This window comes from Gelidibacter pelagius (assembly GCF_017581925.1).
Taxonomy (GTDB): domain Bacteria; phylum Bacteroidota; class Bacteroidia; order Flavobacteriales; family Flavobacteriaceae; genus Gelidibacter; species Gelidibacter pelagius.
The window spans coordinates 1-19988 of the sequence record NZ_JAGEVG010000014.1; the positions used below are offsets into that span (position 1 = coordinate 1).

At 38.0% G+C, this 19988-nt stretch carries 13 protein-coding genes; 8 read left to right on the forward strand and 5 right to left on the reverse strand.

What is annotated here, in order from left to right:
• Positions 1 to 789 precede the first annotated feature (789 nt).
• Positions 790 to 1326, forward strand: coding sequence for a DUF5004 domain-containing protein (locus tag J4051_RS12335; protein ID WP_208234184.1), 537 nt, complete (start codon positions 790 to 792; stop codon positions 1324 to 1326).
• A gap of 70 nt (positions 1327 to 1396) precedes the next feature.
• Here the strand turns inward: J4051_RS12335 and J4051_RS12340 are convergent, their stop codons facing one another.
• The 3 genes from J4051_RS12340 to J4051_RS12350 form a co-directional block, all read right to left on the reverse strand.
• Entirely contained in the window at positions 1397 to 2431 is a 1035-nt protein-coding gene (locus J4051_RS12340) for an aldo/keto reductase (RefSeq protein ID WP_208234185.1), read from the reverse strand.
• Between the two features lie 106 nt (positions 2432 to 2537).
• On the reverse strand, positions 2538 to 3494 hold the full coding sequence (locus tag J4051_RS12345; protein ID WP_208234186.1) for an OmpA/MotB family protein: 957 nt from the start codon (positions 3492 to 3494) through the stop codon (positions 2538 to 2540).
• A gap of 89 nt (positions 3495 to 3583) precedes the next feature.
• A complete protein-coding gene (locus J4051_RS12350) occupies positions 3584 to 4348 on the reverse strand; it encodes an exodeoxyribonuclease III (protein ID WP_208234187.1) in 765 nt (254 codons plus the stop codon).
• A 140-nt stretch (positions 4349 to 4488) separates the two neighbouring features.
• Between J4051_RS12350 and J4051_RS12355 the strand changes: the two genes are divergently transcribed.
• The 6 genes from J4051_RS12355 to J4051_RS12380 all read left to right on the forward strand — a co-directional run bounded on the left by J4051_RS12355 (position 4489) and on the right by J4051_RS12380 (position 16557).
• Positions 4489 to 7899 carry a hypothetical protein gene (locus J4051_RS12355; protein WP_208234188.1) on the forward strand — a complete coding sequence of 1137 codons (3411 nt, stop codon included), beginning with the start codon at positions 4489 to 4491 and terminating at the stop codon, positions 7897 to 7899.
• Between the two features lie 52 nt (positions 7900 to 7951).
• Positions 7952 to 8341, forward strand: coding sequence for a hypothetical protein (locus J4051_RS12360; RefSeq protein WP_208234189.1), 390 nt, complete (start codon positions 7952 to 7954; stop codon positions 8339 to 8341).
• Between the two features lie 69 nt (positions 8342 to 8410).
• A complete protein-coding gene (locus tag J4051_RS12365; RefSeq protein ID WP_208234190.1) occupies positions 8411 to 12721 on the forward strand; it encodes a CusA/CzcA family heavy metal efflux RND transporter in 4311 nt (1436 codons plus the stop codon).
• Entirely contained in the window at positions 12721 to 13866 is a 1146-nt protein-coding gene (locus J4051_RS12370; RefSeq protein WP_208234191.1) for an efflux RND transporter periplasmic adaptor subunit, read from the forward strand. Before J4051_RS12365 ends, J4051_RS12370 begins: the two co-directional genes overlap by 1 nt.
• 9 nt (positions 13867 to 13875) lie before the next feature.
• Positions 13876 to 15855: a heavy metal translocating P-type ATPase gene (locus J4051_RS12375; RefSeq protein ID WP_208234192.1), complete on the forward strand. Its 1980-nt coding sequence runs from the start codon at positions 13876 to 13878 to the stop codon at positions 15853 to 15855.
• Positions 15856 to 15999: 144 nt separating this feature from the next.
• Positions 16000 to 16557, forward strand: coding sequence for a DUF3575 domain-containing protein (locus J4051_RS12380; protein ID WP_208234193.1), 558 nt, complete (start codon positions 16000 to 16002; stop codon positions 16555 to 16557).
• Positions 16558 to 16637: 80 nt separating this feature from the next.
• Here the strand turns inward: J4051_RS12380 and J4051_RS12385 are convergent, their stop codons facing one another.
• Entirely contained in the window at positions 16638 to 18179 is a 1542-nt protein-coding gene (locus J4051_RS12385) for a glycine--tRNA ligase (RefSeq protein ID WP_208234194.1), read from the reverse strand.
• A 62-nt stretch (positions 18180 to 18241) separates the two neighbouring features.
• Entirely contained in the window at positions 18242 to 19123 is an 882-nt protein-coding gene (locus tag J4051_RS12390) for a hypothetical protein (RefSeq protein WP_208234195.1), read from the reverse strand.
• 89 nt (positions 19124 to 19212) lie between these two features.
• Between J4051_RS12390 and J4051_RS12395 the strand changes: the two genes are divergently transcribed.
• Positions 19213 to 19893 carry a ComF family protein gene (locus J4051_RS12395; protein ID WP_208234196.1) on the forward strand — a complete coding sequence of 227 codons (681 nt, stop codon included), beginning with the start codon at positions 19213 to 19215 and terminating at the stop codon, positions 19891 to 19893.
• Positions 19894 to 19988: the final 95 nt, after the last annotated feature.

Sequence of the window (19988 nt, forward strand, 5' to 3'; positions counted from 1 at the left end):
AATTTAAGTGAATATTACACAGCTGCAAAGCTTTATCCAATAAGGTTTTGCGGCATTTTTTTTGGAAGACTTGCGGATTCAAGGAGCTATCGGGATTCATTATATCTATTTTAGTTTCAATGGATGTTTTAGCCACGTCCCGACAGCTATTGGAAAGACGAATAATTGCATTTTTTAATATTCTTTACCAGCTATTTCACGAAGCAATGTTTCAGTCTACCGATATAAACCTATGGTTTCCAGCCATAGTAGTTTAGTTTTAACGTTACGAAGATACATCTCGCAATTTAATTTTAATAACTAACGTTCAAATATCTAAAAAATGATAGTCTCAATGAATAAATTTGTATAATTCTGCAGTGCATTTTGTCGTTAAAATGCATCTTTTAGTCGTTAAATGTTAAAGTTTAGTGTCGTTCATCGATTTAATGTGTATTTAAACAGATTATTTAAATAATAATATTACATTTGAAGTGTACTGAAACTTTGGTTTTAGTTCAATGGATTAATTAATTAATATTTGCATATGTTGTTGACTTAGTGACCCTAAATCTACGCAATATAAAAAACGCAAATTAGGAGAACCGAGGTTGAGGGACCTCGGTTCTTTCTTTTTAATAAGGTCCCGTTATTTTCTTTATTTTTATTGAACTCTATCGCTTTGATATCGAGAAGCTCCACAGTTTTATTCTGAGTTCTTCGTCATTCAAATAATTATTTCCACTTTTCAGAAGCAACCTTTTCGTGTTTCCAGCATCTTACTTAATGAACTCAAAAACTACAAAAAACATGAAAAAATCAATTTTAATTATCAAATCTTTATTCGTCATCGGTGCCCTTTCTATTTTTAGTTGTAATTCTGATGATGGATTTGACTGTCCTGAAGCCTTAACAGGTGAATTAAGTGCAACTGAAGCTGAATTTTCTGGTACTTGGAAACTTGTTGCTATGGAAGCAGATGAGGCTATAGATCTTACGGACGACAATACCGATAACCCTATTACCGATGTTTTTGCTCAATATGAAGCGTGTGACCGTGATTTGGTGTATGACTTTATGAATGACAGAAATTTAGAATTTAGACAAGGATATACGGCTGATGATTGTACCAACAAACTAACTTTTGCCGGAACATGGAATTTGATCGGAAATGATTTGACGTTAGTAGCTAATTGTGCGTCTCAAAGAATCACGATTGAGACAAATGCAGAGGGAGACCAATATTCCTATGACGTCACTTTACAATTTCGAGATGTAAATGGAGCGCAAAAGACAAGCAAGGTGAAATTTACATTTGAAAAGACGGTGGATGTACAGCCAGTATAATTCCAGAACTCTATGAAATATAAAAAGCGGATCGTACACGATCCGCTTTTTATGTTTAAGCCCATTTTGATTATGCAGATGGATTTGGAATTTCCTTATGAATTTCTTCAATAGCATCTAAGACCTCCGTACTCAAATTCAAGTTTATGCTATCAATATTTTCTTTAAGTTGACTTAAATTAGTGGCTCCAATAATATTACTGGTTACAAATGGTTGTTGGCTCACAAACGCTAAAGACATCTGTGCCAAAGATAAATTGTGTTGGTCTGCTATGGCAAGATATTTTTTGGTCGCCTCAGTACATTGTGGACTGCTATATCTCGCAAATCTTGTAAGAAGATTTAATCTTGAGTTTTCGGTATCCTCACCTTTGATATATTTTCCTGACAAAACACCACAGGCCATTGGTGAATAAGCCAAAAGTCCAATATTTTCTCTCATAGCGATTTCTGCCATATCACCTTCAAAAATCCGATTGATCAAAGAATAGGCATTTTGTATAGTAAGCATTCGCGGTAAATTGTGCAATTTGGACTCTTCTAAAAAGCGCATCGTTCCCCACGCCTTTTCATTGGAAATCCCTATATGTCTAATTTTTCCAGAAGCGATAATGCCATCTAGAGTGTGGAGGATTTCATTGAAATTATCCTGCCATTGGTCATCTTCATGTTTATAGTCGCGTTGGCCCAAAGTATTGGTATTCCGTTCTGGCCAGTGGAGTTGGTATAAATCTATATAATCGGTCTTCAGTCGTTTTAAACTATTGTTGACAGCACTTTTTAAAGCTTCCGTGCTAAAGCCAGTGGTTCGGATGTGAGCCGTGTACTCTCCTGGTCCAGAAATTTTAGAAGCCAATATCACCTTGTCCCTATGTCCTGTTTTTTCAAACCAGTTGCCAATAATGCGCTCAGTGTCTGCATAGGTTTTTGGTTCTGACGGAACGGGATAAAGTTCGGCAGTATCAAAAAAATTAATGCCTTGGTCCAAGGCATAATCCATTTGATCAAAAGCTTCAGCTTGGGTGTTTTGGCGTCCCCAAGTCATGGTGCCCAAACACAGTTTGCTAACTTTTATATTGGTGTGGGGGAGTGTAGTGTATTTCATATGTATTCCCTGCAAAAGCGGAGATATCCTTGTTAGTTAAACTTTTCCATTTTTGATTATACAAAGACCTGTCAGGTTTTTGAAAACCTGACAGGTCTGAAGCTACTTAATCATTCAACAATCTTGAAATCTCATCCAATTTAGGTGTTAAAATGACCTCAATACGTCTGTTTTTGGCTTTGCCTTCAGCGGTCTCATTCGATGCGATTGGCGCATATTCACCACGACCGGCTGCAGTCAAGTTCTCTGGATTGATAGCTGGATTTTCTTTTAAAATTTGAACAATAGCGGTAGCACGTTTAGTGGATAAATCCCAGTTGCTATTCATTGGCCCAGTGCCATTATATGGATCGGTGTCCGTATGGCCTTCTATCAGAATAGCAATCTCTGGATTTTGCGCTAATACGCTTCCCAATTGTTTTACGGCTTCTCTTCCATTGGCGCCCACGGCCCAACTGCCTGATTGAAACAACAACTTATTTTCCATGGAGACATAGACTTTGCCATCACGCTGTTCAACGGTCAGACCTTTACCTTCAAAATTGGTCAATGCGGTAGAAATCGCATTCTTGAGTTTGTTCATGGCAGCATCTTTCGCGGCAATCACGCTTTCAAGCTCTGCAATCCGCTGTGAACGGGCTTCCATATCTTCTTTTAATTTTTGCAAACGCGAGTTTTCATTGGCTAAAGCTTGTTCTTTTGCATCCAATTGTGCCAATAGCTCTCTGTTCTTTCTGGAATTTTCGGCAATTGCAGAAGAACTGTTTTTTTCTAAAGCCTGATAAGATTCTTGCAAATTTCTAAGATTGGTACTCGTGACATCATAATCCTTTTGAAGCTGATTGCGTTTGGTGGTGGTATCGTCGTAATCTTTTTGCAATTGTGACAATCTGTTCTGTGCCAGGATCAAATCCTTCTTTAGATTAGCATTTTCATCAGCGATTTCTCGCTTTTCTTTCCTTAAAGTAGCGTATTTGCTTTCTAAATCTGTATAGATTTTTTTAGAGACGCAAGATGTGGTCAATACAAGCGTTAATGCAATTAGGGACAATTTTTTAATCATGTTTATAAGTGTTTATTGTTAGGTTCAGTTATTAGTCGGCAGTCAGCAGTCAGCAGTCTTCAGTCTTCAGTCATCGGTCTCACCCATCATCACCCCTCAATTTCCAGCAATATCGGACAATGATCGCTATGCACGGCGTCTGACAAGATAACGCTGCGTTTTAGTTTTTCTTGTAATGGAACACTCACTAATGCATAATCCAATCGCCAACCCTTGTTTCTTGCTCTTGAATTGGCTCTGTAGCTCCACCAAGTATAATTCTCAGGTTCTTTATTAAAATGTCTGAAAGAATCTATAAATCCACGACCCATAAAGTTTCCAATCCATTCGCGTTCCACAGGTAAAAAGCCCGAAACGTTGGAAAGCCCTTTCGGATTATGAATGTCTATTTCTTCATGACAGATGTTGTAATCGCCTAAAATAATCAGATTTGGAATTCTTGTTTTAAGTTCATCAATATATACTTGAAACATATCCATATAATCAAATTTATGTTGCAAACGGGCGTCGTTGGTACCTGATGGTAAATACAGGCTCATAATAGACACGTTGTCAAAGTCTACTCTTAGGTTTCGTCCTTCATAGTCCATTGAAGCAATTCCTGTGCCATATTCTATGTGGTTGGGTTTGGTTTTGCAGAGTATGGCCACGCCACTGTAGCCTTTCTTTTGCGCACTGAACCAATAATGATATGGATAGCCGGCTTCTTCAAAGACGGACACGTCCAATTGTTCTTCCATCGCTTTGATTTCTTGCAGGCAAATGACGTCTGGATTGGCACTTTTCAACCACTCTATAAAACCTTTATTGAGTGCTGCACGAATGCCGTTGACGTTGTAGGAGATGATTTTCATATTCATTTCCCATGAAAATGGGAATCTTTAAGTTAAAACTTGATTTCGTACAAACTTAAATAATACTGTACTTTTATACGATAATTTTAAAGGCATTTTAACGATAAAATAATATCCGTCTTTAGAAGTTAATGTATTAGATGAAAATTGCTGTTCTTCTTATCTTTTTTTTAACGTGTTGTTGTGTGTATGCGCAGCAACCAACGTCCAATTATAGGATAAAGAAGATGGCGGTGAAAGATTCCGTTCAAATTGACTCTGTGAGTATCAATTCCAGTCAATTCAGTCTTAAAACTAAAAAGAACGTGTTAATTGACACTTCTTATTACAAAGTCGATTTTTCGAAAGCGCTTCTGACTTTTAAAAAACCAGTTGGAACGGACTCTGTAATCATCGATTATCTCAGGTATCCAAACTTTATTACTCGGAAATATTTTCAGCTTGACGATAAGATCATCGTTGACAATACCAATAATATGCAGCAACTCTACAAGATGCAGCAATCTACCTTGACCAGAAATTACACGCCTTTTGATGGATTGACCACTTCAGGAAGTATTTCAAGAGGTGTGACCATTGGCAACAATCAAAATTCGGTATTGAACAGCGAACTTGATCTTCAAATTTCTGGAAAGTTGAGTGATAAGGTGTCTTTGCGAGCGTCTATTCAAGATGCCAATATTCCTTTGCAGGAAAGTGGGTATTCCCAACGTTTGGATGAATTCGATCAGGTGTTTATTGAATTGTTCAGTGATAATTGGCGCATCAGGGCAGGAGATATTGATTTGCAAAACAATGACTCGTATTTTGCCAGTTTCACCAAACGCGTTCAAGGCTTGAATGTGGATGTAGATTTGGGCAACGACACTACCAAAACCAATTTATTTGCGGCGGGAGCTTTGGTACGAGGCCAATTTACGACCAGCCAATTTAGGGCGCAAGAAGGCAACCAAGGCCCTTACAAACTGAGAGGTCCAAATAATGAGCTGTATGTGTTGGTCGTTTCTGGAAGTGAAACGGTCTATGTGAATGGAACGCCCATTAAACGTGGTGAAAATCAAGATTATATCATCGATTATAATGCTGGTGAAATTATTTTCAACTCGACCTTCCCGATGACTTCTGAAATGCGCATAACTGTAGACTATCAATTTAGTGAACGAAATTTTTCACGGTTTACAGTATTCGGCGGTGGAAGTGTCGAAACTGAAAAGTTTAAAATCGGAGCTTCCGTCTATTCAGAAGTCGATTCCAAAAACCAGCCTTTACAACAAAATCTATCTCCGGAACAGGTTCAAATTTTGGCCAATGCCGGCGATGATCAATCGTTGATGGTAGCGCCTTCTGGTGTGCCTGAACCTTATAATGAAAATCGTATCTTATATAAAAAGGAACTTGTTGATGGTGCAGAAATTTATGTGTTTTCAAATAATTCTGAAGATGAATTATACAGTGTGAAATTCCGATTGGTTGGCGATAATCAAGGGGATTATGTGCTGATCAATAGCAACGCAGTTTCTAATATATATGAGTATGTGTCGCCAGTTTCAGGTGTTCCTCAAGGGAATTATGCAGCGATTGTCCAATTGATTGCGCCTACCAAATTGCAAGTTGCAGTGGTTAATGGAAGCTATAAACCTACCGAGAGAACGGATATTTATTTTGAAGCTGCCGGCAGTAAAAACGATTTGAACCTCTTTTCAAATTTGGATGACGATAATAATGACGGATTCGCTGGAAAACTTCGCGTACGGCAAGAGGTCATAAAAAGTGATAGTCTTTGGAATTTGTCAGCAATACTTGATGCGGATATAATTCAGAAGGATTTTAAGTCCATTCAACGTTTGTATTATGCAGAGTTCAATCGGGATTGGAATTTGGAGATGCCACTCGGGAATCAAAACTTACTGGCTGCTGGCCTTGATCTGTTTCATCCAAAAAACGGTATCGCCAGTTACAAATTTGAGCATCTTAATTATTCTGAAAATTTCAATGGCAATAGACATATTGCGTTTGCCAGTTTGAAATTTGGTAAATGGCAGCTGTTTACCAATTCCAGTATCTTGAACAGTGAAAGTGATATCTCGGAATCGACGTTTTTACGGACTTTTAATAGATTCACCTATAACTTCAAAAACCAATGGGTGGGAACTAAATTGGCTGCAGAAGATAATGATCAACGCGAAATTGCCACCAACCAACTAACGACATTAAGTCAACGCTTTAAATCGGCTGAAGTGTTTTATGGGATTGGCGACAGCACGAATGTTTTTGCCGAGGTAGGTTATCGACATCGTGTGAACGACAGTTTACGCATGAACAGTGTTGAGAAAGTAAGCAGTTCCAATACCTATTATATCAAATCTAAAATCATTCAGAATGCCTCGACAGATTTAGGGGTTTATATCAATTATCGCACGTTAAAATCGGTGGATAAAGCTATTGAAAATGAAAAATCCTTAAATTCAAGAGTGACGTTTAGCCAACAATTGTTTTCCCAAATAGTGTTATGGAATACGGTTTTTGAGACCAATGCCGGAAGTCTGCCTCAACAGGATTTTACTTATGTCAAGGTGGAGCCAGGTCAAGGTGCCTACACTTGGATTGACTATAATAACAACGGAATCCAAGAACTCAACGAATTTGAAATTGCACAATTTCAGGATCAAGGCGAATTTATCAGGGTGCTGTTGCCTAATCAAGTATTTGTCAAAACGCATCAAAACAGATTGAGTCAGACTGTGACCATCAATCCACAGCAATGGGCGGTGAGTGGAAGCGGCAGCAAGAAATTTTGGTCGCATTTTTATAATCAAACCTCATATTTGGTTGATCGGAAGTTAAAAAGAGAAGACAGTGCCTTTGATCTCAATCCGTTTGCTGATAGCGATGAGAATCAATTGGCATTGAATAAGAGTGTTAGAAACGTCCTGTTTTTTAATAGAGGGAAACAACACTTCACCACGTCCTACACATTTTTAACCAATGCAGCGAAGACTTTACTTTCCATCGGATTTCAAGAGAGCAAACTAAACAGCCATCAACTCAATTTTAATCACAAGTTCGCCGAAAGTTGGCTTTTGAATTTAAAAACCAGTTTAGAAGAAAATCAAAGTTTGAGCGAGAATTTTGCGACTCGAAATTATAAAATAGACGAAACTCGTCTACAACCTAAATTGTCTTATTTGTTCAATGAAAATGCTCGCTTTGATATCTTTTACCAATACACTTCTAAAGATAATACCATCGGTAATATGGAGACCTTGCTTCAAAATAATTTCGGATTATCATTCACCTACAATAAGGCCCAGAAAGTAGCGCTTACTGGCGAAATTAATTTTTATGACAATAGTTTTGAAGGCAATGCAAACACGCCAGTATCGTATCAAATGCTGGAAGGTTTACAGCCTGGAAAAAATTTCACATGGACCTTATTGGCACAGCGGAAGCTGACGGCATTTTTAGACTTAAACCTGAATTATTTTGGACGTAAGACAGAAACTTCCAAAACTATTCATACAGGAACGATTCAATTGAAGGCTTATTTTTAGAAGGTGACTTATGTCACATAACGTATAAAGATTTTTTCGTAGCTTTGCTAACATGTCAAAGTTAGTCGCCATATTTTATACGGTATTGATTCTTTTTCAAAGTCTGAATATCAGCTTTGAAGACTTGTCAAAATTCAGTGCGCTTATGGAACATGCATCCTATCATCAGGAAACCTACGGCGATTCTTTTTTTGATTTTCTTTCTGAGCATTATGGTGAAGCTTCTGTGCAGCATGAAAGTGATCATTCAGAACATCAAGATTTACCCTTCAAACATAGTGATCACAATTGTTGTCATATAAACACCTCTTTTACACTTCAAAACACTGAGTTTATAGATTCTTACGAGGCTTTTATTGAAATTCCTCTGAATTTTCACTATAAAGAATCCTTCTCCTTATTTGAGAAACCGTCTGTGTTTCAACCTCCTCAATTCGCATAATTCATTTTAGTTTAAGTTATTTTAAATCGGTCGTTTATTAAACGGCTTGCAACGCTTTACATATGAATTATGTTAGAAAATATTATAAAATTCAGTTTAAGGAATAAACTTATTATTCTCTTATTTATGGGATTTGTGGTCGGTTTCGGGATTTATTCCTTAACAAGAATCCCCATTGGTGCCGTTCCGGATATTACCAATAATCAAGTTCAGGTTATTACCACGTCGCGTAACCTTTCAACACAAGACGTCGAACAGTTTATAACCTATCCTGTGGAGTTGGAAATGGCCAATTTGCCAGGAGTTATTGAGATCCGTTCGACTTCAAAATTTGGACTTTCCGTTGTCACTATTGTGTTTGAAGATGCAATGGGAACATATTTACCACGACAGCTCATTGCTGAAAAAATCAAATCGGCATCAGAAAAAATTCCCGAGAATTTCGGAACCCCAGAAATGGGTCCTATTACAACAGGTTTAGGCGAAATCTATCAGTATATCCTTGATGTCAAACCTGGGTATGAGGACAAGTATAGCATTACTGAATTGCGAACTATTCAAGATTGGATCGTAAAGCGTCAATTATCAGGGATTCCTGGTGTGGTTGAGGTCAATACTTGGGGTGGTTTTTTAAAGCAATACGAAGTGGCCATCAATCCGCAACAGTTGAATGCCATGAATATTTCCATTCTGGAGATCTATGAGGCGCTCGAAAAAAACAATAGTATAGCTGGTGGTGGATACATTGAAAAAGCCAATCAAGCATTTTTTATACGTGGAGAAGGGTTGGTGGAATCACTTCAGGACATTGAAAATATTGTTGTCAGAAATGATGGTGTGCCTATTTATGTAAAGGACATTGCTAAAGTTGGCTTTGGTAGCGCGACCCGTTTTGGAGCCATTACAGGGAATGGTGAGGGTGAGAAGGTGCTCGGGCAGATTATGATGATTAAGGATGGAAACTCCAAAAAAATCATTAATGCTGTCAAGGAACGTGTGGCTTCCATAGAACAAACCTTGCCTGAAGGCGTCTATATTAATGCTTTTTTAGAGCGGACCGAACTTATCGACAAGACGACATTCACTGTGGCTGAGAATCTCATTTTGGGCTCTTTGATTGTCATTTTTGTAGTGGTTTTATTATTGGGGAATTGGCGTTCTGGTTTGGTAGTGGCATCTGTGATTCCGCTGAGTTTGCTGTTTGCCATTTCAATGATGAATATTTTTGGTGTTGATGCCAATTTGATGAGTCTGGGCGCTATCGATTTTGGAATTATCATTGATGGTTCAGTCATTATCGTGGAGTTTATCGCCTATCAGATTGTGACCCAAAGTGCCAAAATTAAATCGCTTTCAAAGGTTGATCGGCAAACTGAAATCGATCAGATCACTTTAAAAAGTGCCTCTAAAATGATGAATTCAGCCATTTTCGGACAACTCATTATTCTAATCGTTTTTATACCAATTCTCTCTTTGAGCGGGGTAGAAGGTAAGATGTTCAAACCAATGGCGATGACGTTTAGTTTTGCCTTAATTGGTGCCATGATTTTTTGTCTCACTTATGTACCGGTGGCTTCCTCAATGTTCCTGAAAGCAACCAAGCCGAAGGATTCCAATATTTCAGTACGTTTAATGCGATTCTTAAACAGGCAATATCGACCAGTAATCAATTGGGCGTTACTGAATACGCGCCTCGTTGTTGGAGTTTCAGTAGTCTTGTTGCTCTTAAGTGGTTGGATCTTTAGCCGAATGGGAGGTGAGTTTGTGCCTACACTTGATGAGGGTGATTTTGTGATCCAACCCGTCCTGAAAACGGGAACGTCCTTGAGCAAAACGATAGAAATTACGACTAAAATTGAACAAATACTATTGGACAATTTTCCTGAGGTGGACCAAGTGGTGACTCGGATTGGTGCCGCAGAAGTGCCAACTGATCCAATGTCAATGGAAGAAAGTGATGTCATCATCAAACTGAAACCAAAGAAAGAGTGGACATCTGCCTCGTCAAAAAATGAATTGGCGGATAAGTTTGAAGAAGCACTACGAGTCATCCCAGGAATGGAAGTGGAATTCACACAGCCCATAGAAATGCGTTTTAATGAATTGATAACAGGTGTTAGAGCAGATCTTGCCATTAAGATTTTTGGTGAAGATTTATCAATCTTGTCGCAAAAAGCGGATGAAATTAAAAACTTGATTCAAAACGTTGAGGGTGCTTCTGATATAATTGTTGAAAAAGTAGAGGGTTTACCACAAATGAGTGTCAATTTCAATCGAAGTAAAATAGCCCGATATGGTGTCAATATAGCAGATTTGAACGATTTGATTTCTGCAGGGTTTGCCGGCCGGACGGTTGGGAGCGTTTTTGAGGGTGAAAAACGATTTGATTTAGTCATCAGACTTCAAGAGTCACAGCGACAGAATATTGAAAGTCTAAAAAACCTATATGTGGATATTCCAAGCGGCGGAAAGATTCCGTTGAGTGAATTGGCGGATATTACTTATACCACTGGACCAGCACAAATATCACGAGATGATACGAAACGTCGGATAGTCGTTGGTGTTAATGTTAGAAATCGTGATTTGCAATCGGTGGTGGATGAGGTTCAAAACCTTATTGAAAACAATTTGAAGTTGTCCGCGGGATATAGCATTACGTATGGTGGGCAATTTGAGAATTTAGAAAGTGCCAAGGCGCGATTAATGGTTGCTGTTCCTGTAGCGTTGGTGCTGATTTTCATCCTATTGTACTTCGCGTTTCATTCGGTCAGCGATGCTTTGTTAATCTACTCTGCTATTCCGCTGTCAGCTGTTGGTGGGATTCTGTTTTTATGGATTCGAGATTTGCCATTCAGTATTTCAGCAGGTGTTGGTTTTATTGCGCTCTTCGGAATTGCAGTCCTCAACGGAATTGTGTTGATAGAACATTTTAAAGAACTTAAAAGCCAAGGTGTTATGAATATAGAAGAACGCATCAAACGTGGTACACAAGAGCGCTTAAGACCTGTGTTGTTAACAGCTTCAGCAGCTGCTTTAGGATTTTTGCCTATGGCTATTTCAACCAATGCCGGTGCTGAGGTGCAACGACCATTGGCCACCGTGGTTATTGGTGGGTTGATCAGTGCTACCATATTAACCTTGGTGGTATTGCCGGTGCTATACGCTTGGGTAGAAAGGAAAAGAGCATTAAAAATGAACAAAACGGGAATTGTTACTATGGTTTTTATCATGTTGTCATTTCATATGAGCGCACAGGTAAAACCATTGACTATAGAAGAGACTATTAATTTGGCTATTGAAAATAATTCTGGATTAAAAGCGTCTTCACTTCAAATTGACGAAGCCGATGCTTTAATAGGAAGTGCTTTCAGTTTTGATAAAACGTCTGTTTATTACAAGTATGAAAATAACGCCAATGATGTCGACCCTTTAAAGGTTTTTGGAATTTCTCAAGATTTTAAATTTCCAACGGCCTATATCGCGGATAGAAATGTCAACAGAGCGAAAGTCGGATTGCAGGAATCTGCACATGCTATTGGACTTCAAGCCCTGAAAAAAGAAGTGTATTCGGCTTATTACAACTTGAGTTATGCCAAAAACAAGGAAAAATCTTATCATTTTTTAGATAGCTTATACCAAAACTTTGCACAATCTGCCAGACGACGATTTGAATTGGGAGAGACCAATTATTTGGAAATGATCACTGCGCAATCCAAGCAAAAACAATTGGAAACACTTTATAAACAGGCGCAACAGGAGGTGGTCATGTATCAATCACTTCTGAAAAAAATTGTTCAGGTTGAAGCTATAGAGGTTGCAGATGAGCCGTTACGGAGGTTGTCAATCCGTTCAGAATCTATTAATGAAAACGTTGGAATGCTCTATTTTGAACAGTCCAAATCTTTTTATGATGCCAAATTGCGGCAAGAAAATCAGAGTTTAATGCCTGATATAAGTGTGGAATATCTTCATGGTGTTAATGATGGCCTGAGCAAGGATTTTGTGGGCTACCAATTGGGTCTGAAGATTCCCTTGTTATTCGGAGGCAATTCTTCTAAAATAAAGGCATCAAAAATCGCACAGGAAATTGTAGATGAAAGGCAACAAGATTACGAGTCAAAATGGCAAGCTGAAAAAGAAGCTTTATTCGCCAAACTGGAGCAATATGATGAGGCAGTTATTTATTATGAAACACAAGGAAAGCATCTTTCGGAAGAAATCATAAAAACTGCAGAACGCACACTCAAGGAAGGAGAAATTGATTTTTTCCAATACATTCAAAGCATTGAGACCTCAAAGGATATTGAAATGACCTATCTCGATAATCTTAATGCTTACAATCAAACTATTATTACAATCAATTATTTAATTTTAGACTAATGAAACAGTTATATATAGTATTTATTTTCATGCTTTTGGTAGCTTGTGGAAATGATAAAAAGGAAGAACAAACCGAAGAAACTCAGCAGGAAACAGACGAACTAGTCGTTTCCAAAGAGCAGTTTCAAAGTGAAAAAATGGAGTTTGGGACTCTTTCTGAACACGATTTTAATAGTATTGTGAAGGTGAGTGGACAGATTGAAGTGCCCACCCAAAACCAGTCCAGTGTAAGCACTTTTCTTGGAGGTTACGTCACTAAAAGCCCATTGCTTATTGGAGATGAGGTGAAGAAGGGACAATTTTTAGTTACCTTGGAAAGCACAGAATTTGTTGAAATCCAACAACGCTATTTGGAAATTGCTCAACAGCTGAATTTCTTGAAATCTGAGTTTACACGTCAAAGGACGTTATATGATGAAAATATAAGTTCTCAAAAGAATTTTCTGAAAGCAGAAAGCGAATATAAGAGTGGTTTGGCGCATTATAATGGACTTAAAAAGAAGCTACAGATGCTTAATATTAATCCTACAACTGTAGAAAACGGGACTATCACTTCCACCATTAATTTGTATGCGCCTATAGCCGGATTTGTAACCAAGGTGAATGTTAGCAATGGTACTTATGTGTCTCCTGCAGATGTTATTTTGGAAATTATTGATACGGACCACATCCATTTGGAGTTGTCAGTGTTTGAAAAGGATATTCTCAAAGTAAAGAAAGGTCAAGAAATTGATTTTAGAATTCCAGAAGCTTCTGATAGTGTTTATAAGGCCGAGGTGCATTTGGTTGGTACCACTATAGATCCTACAAACAGAAGAGTTGTGGTTCATGGTCACATTGAGAATGACCATACGGCATTTATTGTCGGGATGTTTGCTGAAGCTGAGATTATCGTAGGTGCTTTAAATGGAATTGCATTGCCTAAAACAGGGATAATTCAGGTAGAAAATGATTATTTTGCGTTGGTTTTGGATAAGGAAACTTCCGATGAGTATTTTTTTACAAAAGTAAAATTAGACATCGGATTGCAAACTGAAGATGTTGTTGAAGTTTTAAACGCAGTATCTTTAAAGAATAAAAAAATAGTAGTGAATGGCACCTATATGTTACTGAATGAAGCAGAAGGTGGCGGGCATTCACATTAAAATTAAACTATGACAGATCAACATAAAGAAGAGCATCATCACGACCATGATGGTATATTCGGCTCACGTACGGAGTTGTATTTTTCATTGCTATGCGGTGTTTTTCTATTAATAGGTTTCTTAATTAATATTTTAGGACCTGATACCCAATCTGTATGGATGTATCTTGTTCCATTTTTAATTGCCTACGGATTTGGGGGCTACTATATCACCATTGAAGCTTTTGCAAAGATTAAAAAAGGTGAATTTGAGATTGACTTTTTGATGATTGCAGCTGCTATCGGTGCAGCCTATATTGGGAGTTGGACAGAGGGAGCGTTATTGCTGTTCTTGTTTAGTTTAGGGCATGCTTTGGAAACTTATGCCATGGACAAGGCCAAGAAATCTATTGAGGCTTTAGGAGAGTTAACGCCTAAAACGGCATTGATTAAAAGAAACGGCAAAATTGAAGAAGTTAGCGTTGACGATCTGAAAATCAATGATGTCATTGTGGTAAAACCAAACTCTAAAATTGCAGCAGATGGGGTGATCATCAAAGGAAGCAGTGCCATTGATCAGGCGCCCATTACTGGAGAAAGTATGCCTATCGATAAAACCGCGATTTCCTCTGTTGACAACCTGCCGAATTTCAATGATATTGATGCCTCTCATGTGGTATATACAGGAACTCTAAATGGTGATGGAAGTATTGAAGTTCTGGTTTTAAAATTGAGTAAAGATTCTACGGTTGCGCGACTGATCAAAATGGTAAGTGATGTGGAAACACAAAAATCACCTACCCAGCGGATGACCAAGAAGTTTGAAGAACGCTACGTGCCCATTGTTATTTTAGTAGTCTTTGCGCTGTGTTTTGCATATCTGGTGGTTGACGAGTCTTTCAATGAAAGTTTGTATCGCGCTATTACGGTGTTGGTAGCTGCGAGTCCATGTGCCTTGGCAATTTCCACGCCGAGTGCTGTTTTGAGTGGGATCGCAAGAGCGGCTCAAAAAGGGGTGTTGATAAAAGGTGGAAAAGCTTTAGAAGATTTGGGCTCTATCAGAACCATCGCTTTTGATAAAACAGGAACCTTAACAGAAGGCAAGCCAAAGCTCACCAATATGATTCCGCATCATGATTATTCAGAAGAAGATTTGGCGCGGTTGGTTTTGGAAGTAGAAAGTTTAAGCAACCATCCCCTGGCAAGGGCCATTACTAAAGATGTTGAATCTAAATATGGAATACTACATAAAAATCTGGCTTCCAATGTCAACGCCATTCAAGGTAAAGGCATCAGTGCAACATATCAGGGTAAAACCGTTTTTATAGGTAATGAAAAGCTAATGACCGATGAAGGAATGTCCATTGCACCTGAATTGCGTACAAAAATGGATGGCTTGCTGCAAGAAGGGCACACGGCAATGTTGGTAGCTCATAATAATAAGGTTATTGGGCTAATGAGCGTCATGGATGTCCCAAGAAAAACAGCGGTTGAGACCTTGAAACGATTGAAGGCGATTGGTATCAAACGAATGGTAATGCTTACCGGCGATCATCAAAATGTTGGAGATGCTATTGCCAAACAAATTGGATTGACAGAAGCAAGAGGCAATTTGTTGCCCGAAGATAAGGTAGAAGCGATTAAGAAACTCATGGAGCGCGATGGGAAAATCGCTATGGTAGGTGATGGGGTCAACGATGCACCGGCAATGGCCTATAGCACGGTTAGTGTGGCCATGGGCGCTGCGGGTAGTGATGTGGCTTTGGAAACCGCAGATGTGGCTTTGATGTCTGATAAAATTGAAATGTTGCCCTTTGCCATTGGTCTGAGTAGAGCGTCCAAACGTATTATTACCCAAAATATTTGGATCAGTATGGGCGTTGTGGCTTTATTGGTGCCAGCAACCATATTTGGTTTTACCGGTATAGGATTGGCAGTTGTCTTTCATGAAGGGTCAACTTTAGTGGTTGTTCTTAATGCGTTGAGACTGTTAGCTTATAAGGAAAAATAATAGTAATCATAAGAGCATTTTTTTTGTTTAAAGTTGATAAGGCTAGGAGTTTAGAAAGTGAAAATAAATTTTTTCCTACGCAACCATTTGTATATTATTGCATCTTAAAAAATATTGACCTCTGTTTTTTTAAATAACTCTTCTATGAGAAATTGTGTTTTTGCATTTTTAACGCTCTTTGCGGTGATGGGTTCCCAGGCTCAAACTGACAGCATTCAAAAAAATAATTTTCGTAAAAACGAGGTCAAATTAAACGCAATTATGCTCTTGTTTGGTGCTTTTGAACCGAGCTATGAATACAATCTGTCGGAAAGTTCTTCTGTCGGTATGTCGTTGTTTGTTCCGTTTGACGACGATAATTTTGATACAAATATTAATTACTATATATCTCCTTATTACCGAATTTTCTTTGGTCAGAAATACGCTGCAGGTTTTTTCCTCGAAGGATTTGCGATGGTTAACTCTATTGAACATGAGTATTATAATCCATCGCAAGGTGGAAATTATAACTATTGGGAAAAAGATGTTACTGATTTTGCCTTAGGCTTTGGATTAGGCGGAAAATGGATGACACGAGGCGGATTTGTTTTTGAAGTCTCTGGGGGTATTGGTAGAAATTTGTTCAATACCAATGACTCAGACTATTATGATTATTCACCCATAGTCGGGAAATTTGGTTTCAACTTAGGTTTCAGGTTTTAAAAAGGTTCCAAAAAAAAAATCCCAAATTCCAATGTTGCGTTATTGAAATTTGGGATTTATTCTTTTTGGTATTTCAAATTTTACATTTTCATCAACCAGGATTTTATATCCACTTCTTTCTTGATGATCTCGCTTAAATCTTCAATTTTGACGCGGGTCTGTTCCATGGTATCTCTATGTCTGATGGTTACTGTATTGTCTTCTAAAGTATCATGATCCACAGTAATACAAATTGGTGTTCCGTTGGCATCTTGTCTTCTATAGCGTCTTCCTACCGCATCTTTGTCGTCATAAACCACGTTGAAATCCCATTTCAAATCTTCCTGAATTTGACGTGCAATTTCCGGTAGGCCATCTTTTTTAACCAATGGTAAAATGGCCGCTTTCACAGGAGCTAATACTGAAGGTAATTTTAAGACCGTTCTAGTTGTGTTGTTGTCCAATTCTTCTTCTACCAATGAATTGGAGAAAACGGCCAAAAACATGCGGTCCAGGCCAATTGAGGTTTCTAATACATAAGGCGTGTAGCTTTCCTTCGTTTCGTGGTCAAAATATTGAAGTTTTTTACCTGAAAATTCTTCGTGCTGCTTTAAATCGAAATCTGTTCTTGAATGGATGCCTTCCAATTCTTTGAAACCAAATGGGAATTTGAATTCTATATCCGTTGCGGCATCTGCATAATGTGCCATCTTCTCATGGTCATGGAAACGGTAGTTTTCCTCACCCATCCCTAAAGATAAATGCCATTTTAAGCGTTCTTCTTTCCAATGTTCAAACCATTTCTTTTGAGTGCCTGGTTTGATGAAAAACTGCATTTCCATTTGTTCAAACTCGCGCATTCTGAAAATGAACTGTCTTGCAACAATCTCATTTCTAAACGCTTTTCCGGTTTGGGCAATTCCAAACGGAATTTTTAAACGTCCCGATTTTTGAACATTGAGGAAGTTCACGAATATACCTTGTGCCGTTTCCGGACGAAGGTACAAATCCATCGCGCTTTCTGCTGAAGCTCCTAATTTGGTGCCGAACATCAAGTTGAACTGTTTTACTTCAGTCCAATTTCTGCTTCCTGTCACTGGGTCAGCAATTTCTAATTCTTCAATCAATGCCTTCACATCAGCTAAATCTTCCTTTTCCAAAGATTTACCCATGCGCGATAGGATGGTTTTTATGGTTTCATAATAGCCAACAACTCTTGGGTTGGTCGTTATGAATTCTTCTTTGTTGAACGCATCTCCAAAACGTTTTTCCGCTTTGCTGATTTCTTTGTCAATCTTAGCTTCAATCTTGGCGCAGTAGTCTTCAATTAAAACATCGGCACGATAGCGTTTTTTAGAATCCTTATTATCAATTAAGGGATCATTAAAGGCATCTACGTGGCCGGATGCCTTCCAAGTGGTGGGATGCATAAAGATTGAGGAGTCAATGCCTACAATATTTTCATGTATTTGTACCATGGCTGTCCACCAGTAGTTTCGAATATTTTTCTTTAATTCGGCACCATTTTGTGCATAGTCATAAACTGCACTTAGGCCATCATATATTTCACTACTTTGGAATACGTATCCATATTCCTTAGCGTGAGATATAACTTTCTTAAATTGGTCGTCCTGATTTGTCATGCTGCAAAAATAGAAAACCCTTCCAACTAAAGGAACGGTTTGTATAAATAAATTTTATGGGCTTAATTTAATTCAATTTGTGTGCTTCCAAGCTTTCTCTCCTTATGGAAAACCGAGACATAATAGGTGCCTTCGGTGAACGGCTTATCATTTTCTTGAGCCAGTACGGAGCTGCAAACATTGATGACATCGTTATTGTAGTTGATGCGTTGTTTGTGACTATAAAAAAGTAAAAATTGTCCAAATTCAACGGCGCCTTTTTTTCCAATGACATTGTTTAACGGATTCAATATTTGGATGTAGATATCCTTCATCCCTTTTTTAGTCAGCGTATTTTCAGCTAATGTAAAGCATACGTCAATCCGATTAGTTTGCGCAGCTTTAGTAGTTGTGGAGGCATTGACACCTGACTTATAAGCTTTGGCTGTAAAGGAATTCGCGGTTAATAAAGCTCCTTCTTCAATCTTATTATTTAAGGAGTTATTGATTTTTATGAGCGAAGTGTTAACTTTTTGTTGTTCGTTTAATTCAGTATAAGCCTGATGCTTTTCACTTTCTAAACGCTCGTTCAACAAGTTGATGGAATCTACTATTTTAAAAAGAGAGGTGTTTTTAGCTTTAATAACAGCAACTTCAGATTTAAACCGTGATAAAACCGAAAAATCGCTATTCATTAACCTTAATTCTTCTAAGGCTGATTTGGCCGTTGTCTTGGCGCTATCAAGTTGTTCAGATATGAGTTCGTTAGTGACGCTTAAGTCATCATATCTTAAAATCATTTGAGATAATTCACTTTCAACAAGTTTTTTCTCTTGATCCAAGAAGCGTTGATGTGCTTTATTTGATTCGTAGCTGTTATAGCTAAAAACGCCCAAAGCAGTCATGCCAACAATCAAAGAACCAATAATAATTCTGTAGTTAAAAAATTGAGGGTTAACTATCATAATTAACTATTAAGAGGGGATAGGGATTATTTAATAAATTGAAGCGAAAATATATATTAAGTTTGTCTTAGCTGTTTTTAATCGATAAAATGATAATAAATTTGTTAAACTTGTTTTTTCCGCAGGTTTGTCTGTCGTGTGACAACCCATTGGAAGTAAATGAACTATATGTTTGTACAGTTTGCAGACATGAATTGCCTTTGACAAATTTTGAAAGCACAACTAATAATGCGCTGACTAAAAAGCTTTATGGACGTGTCTTGTTGAGAAATGCTTCATCGCTTTTATGGTTTTCAAAAAAAGGTTTGGTGCAGCACTTACTTCATAATCTAAAATACAAAGGACATGAAGAAATTGGGGAGTTTTTGGGGAAGTGGCTTGGTGAGGAACTAAGCAAACGCAACGAATTTAAAACCGTGGATGTGGTTATTCCTGTGCCACTGCATTCCAAACGTTTAAAACAACGCGGCTTCAATCAAGTCCATAAATTTGGAAAACAACTCGCTGATGCTTTAGAGTGTGATTTTAATACGGAAGTTTTACAAAAAACTAAAGCTACAACAACTCAGGTTTTCAAAGATCGGATCATGAGATGGATTAACGATGACGCTTTGTTTATGGTAACCGAATTTGAGACTTTAAAAGGAAAACATATTCTTTTGGTGGACGATATTATTACAACAGGTGCAACAATCGAAACCTGTGCGAATGCGCTTTCCAAAATTGAGGGTGTCACAATAAGTGTCGCCACGATGGCAATTGCGGAATAAATTTTTCGTTTCAGTTAAATATATCGTTAATTTGCTGAAATTTGTGTGTGGTGATGTTTAAATCCTATTATAAACTCTTTCTTTTTTTTGGTATT

What these genes read in the sequence shown, in the direction of transcription:
- J4051_RS12335 (WP_208234184.1), top strand. Translation starts at nt 790, where the DNA reads ATGAAAAAATCAATTTTAATTATCAAATCTTTATTCGTCATCGGTGCC.
- J4051_RS12340 (WP_208234185.1), bottom strand. Translation starts at nt 2,431, where the DNA reads ATGAAATACACTACACTCCCCCACACCAATATAAAAGTTAGCAAACTG.
- J4051_RS12345 (WP_208234186.1), bottom strand. Translation starts at nt 3,494, where the DNA reads ATGATTAAAAAATTGTCCCTAATTGCATTAACGCTTGTATTGACCACA.
- J4051_RS12350 (WP_208234187.1), bottom strand. Translation starts at nt 4,348, where the DNA reads ATGAAAATCATCTCCTACAACGTCAACGGCATTCGTGCAGCACTCAAT.
- J4051_RS12355 (WP_208234188.1), top strand. Translation starts at nt 4,489, where the DNA reads ATGAAAATTGCTGTTCTTCTTATCTTTTTTTTAACGTGTTGTTGTGTG.
- J4051_RS12360 (WP_208234189.1), top strand. Translation starts at nt 7,952, where the DNA reads ATGTCAAAGTTAGTCGCCATATTTTATACGGTATTGATTCTTTTTCAA.
- J4051_RS12365 (WP_208234190.1), top strand. Translation starts at nt 8,411, where the DNA reads ATGTTAGAAAATATTATAAAATTCAGTTTAAGGAATAAACTTATTATT.
- J4051_RS12370 (WP_208234191.1), top strand. Translation starts at nt 12,721, where the DNA reads ATGAAACAGTTATATATAGTATTTATTTTCATGCTTTTGGTAGCTTGT.
- J4051_RS12375 (WP_208234192.1), top strand. Translation starts at nt 13,876, where the DNA reads ATGACAGATCAACATAAAGAAGAGCATCATCACGACCATGATGGTATA.
- J4051_RS12380 (WP_208234193.1), top strand. Translation starts at nt 16,000, where the DNA reads ATGAGAAATTGTGTTTTTGCATTTTTAACGCTCTTTGCGGTGATGGGT.
- J4051_RS12385 (WP_208234194.1), bottom strand. Translation starts at nt 18,179, where the DNA reads ATGACAAATCAGGACGACCAATTTAAGAAAGTTATATCTCACGCTAAG.
- J4051_RS12390 (WP_208234195.1), bottom strand. Translation starts at nt 19,123, where the DNA reads ATGATAGTTAACCCTCAATTTTTTAACTACAGAATTATTATTGGTTCT.
- J4051_RS12395 (WP_208234196.1), top strand. Translation starts at nt 19,213, where the DNA reads ATGATAATAAATTTGTTAAACTTGTTTTTTCCGCAGGTTTGTCTGTCG.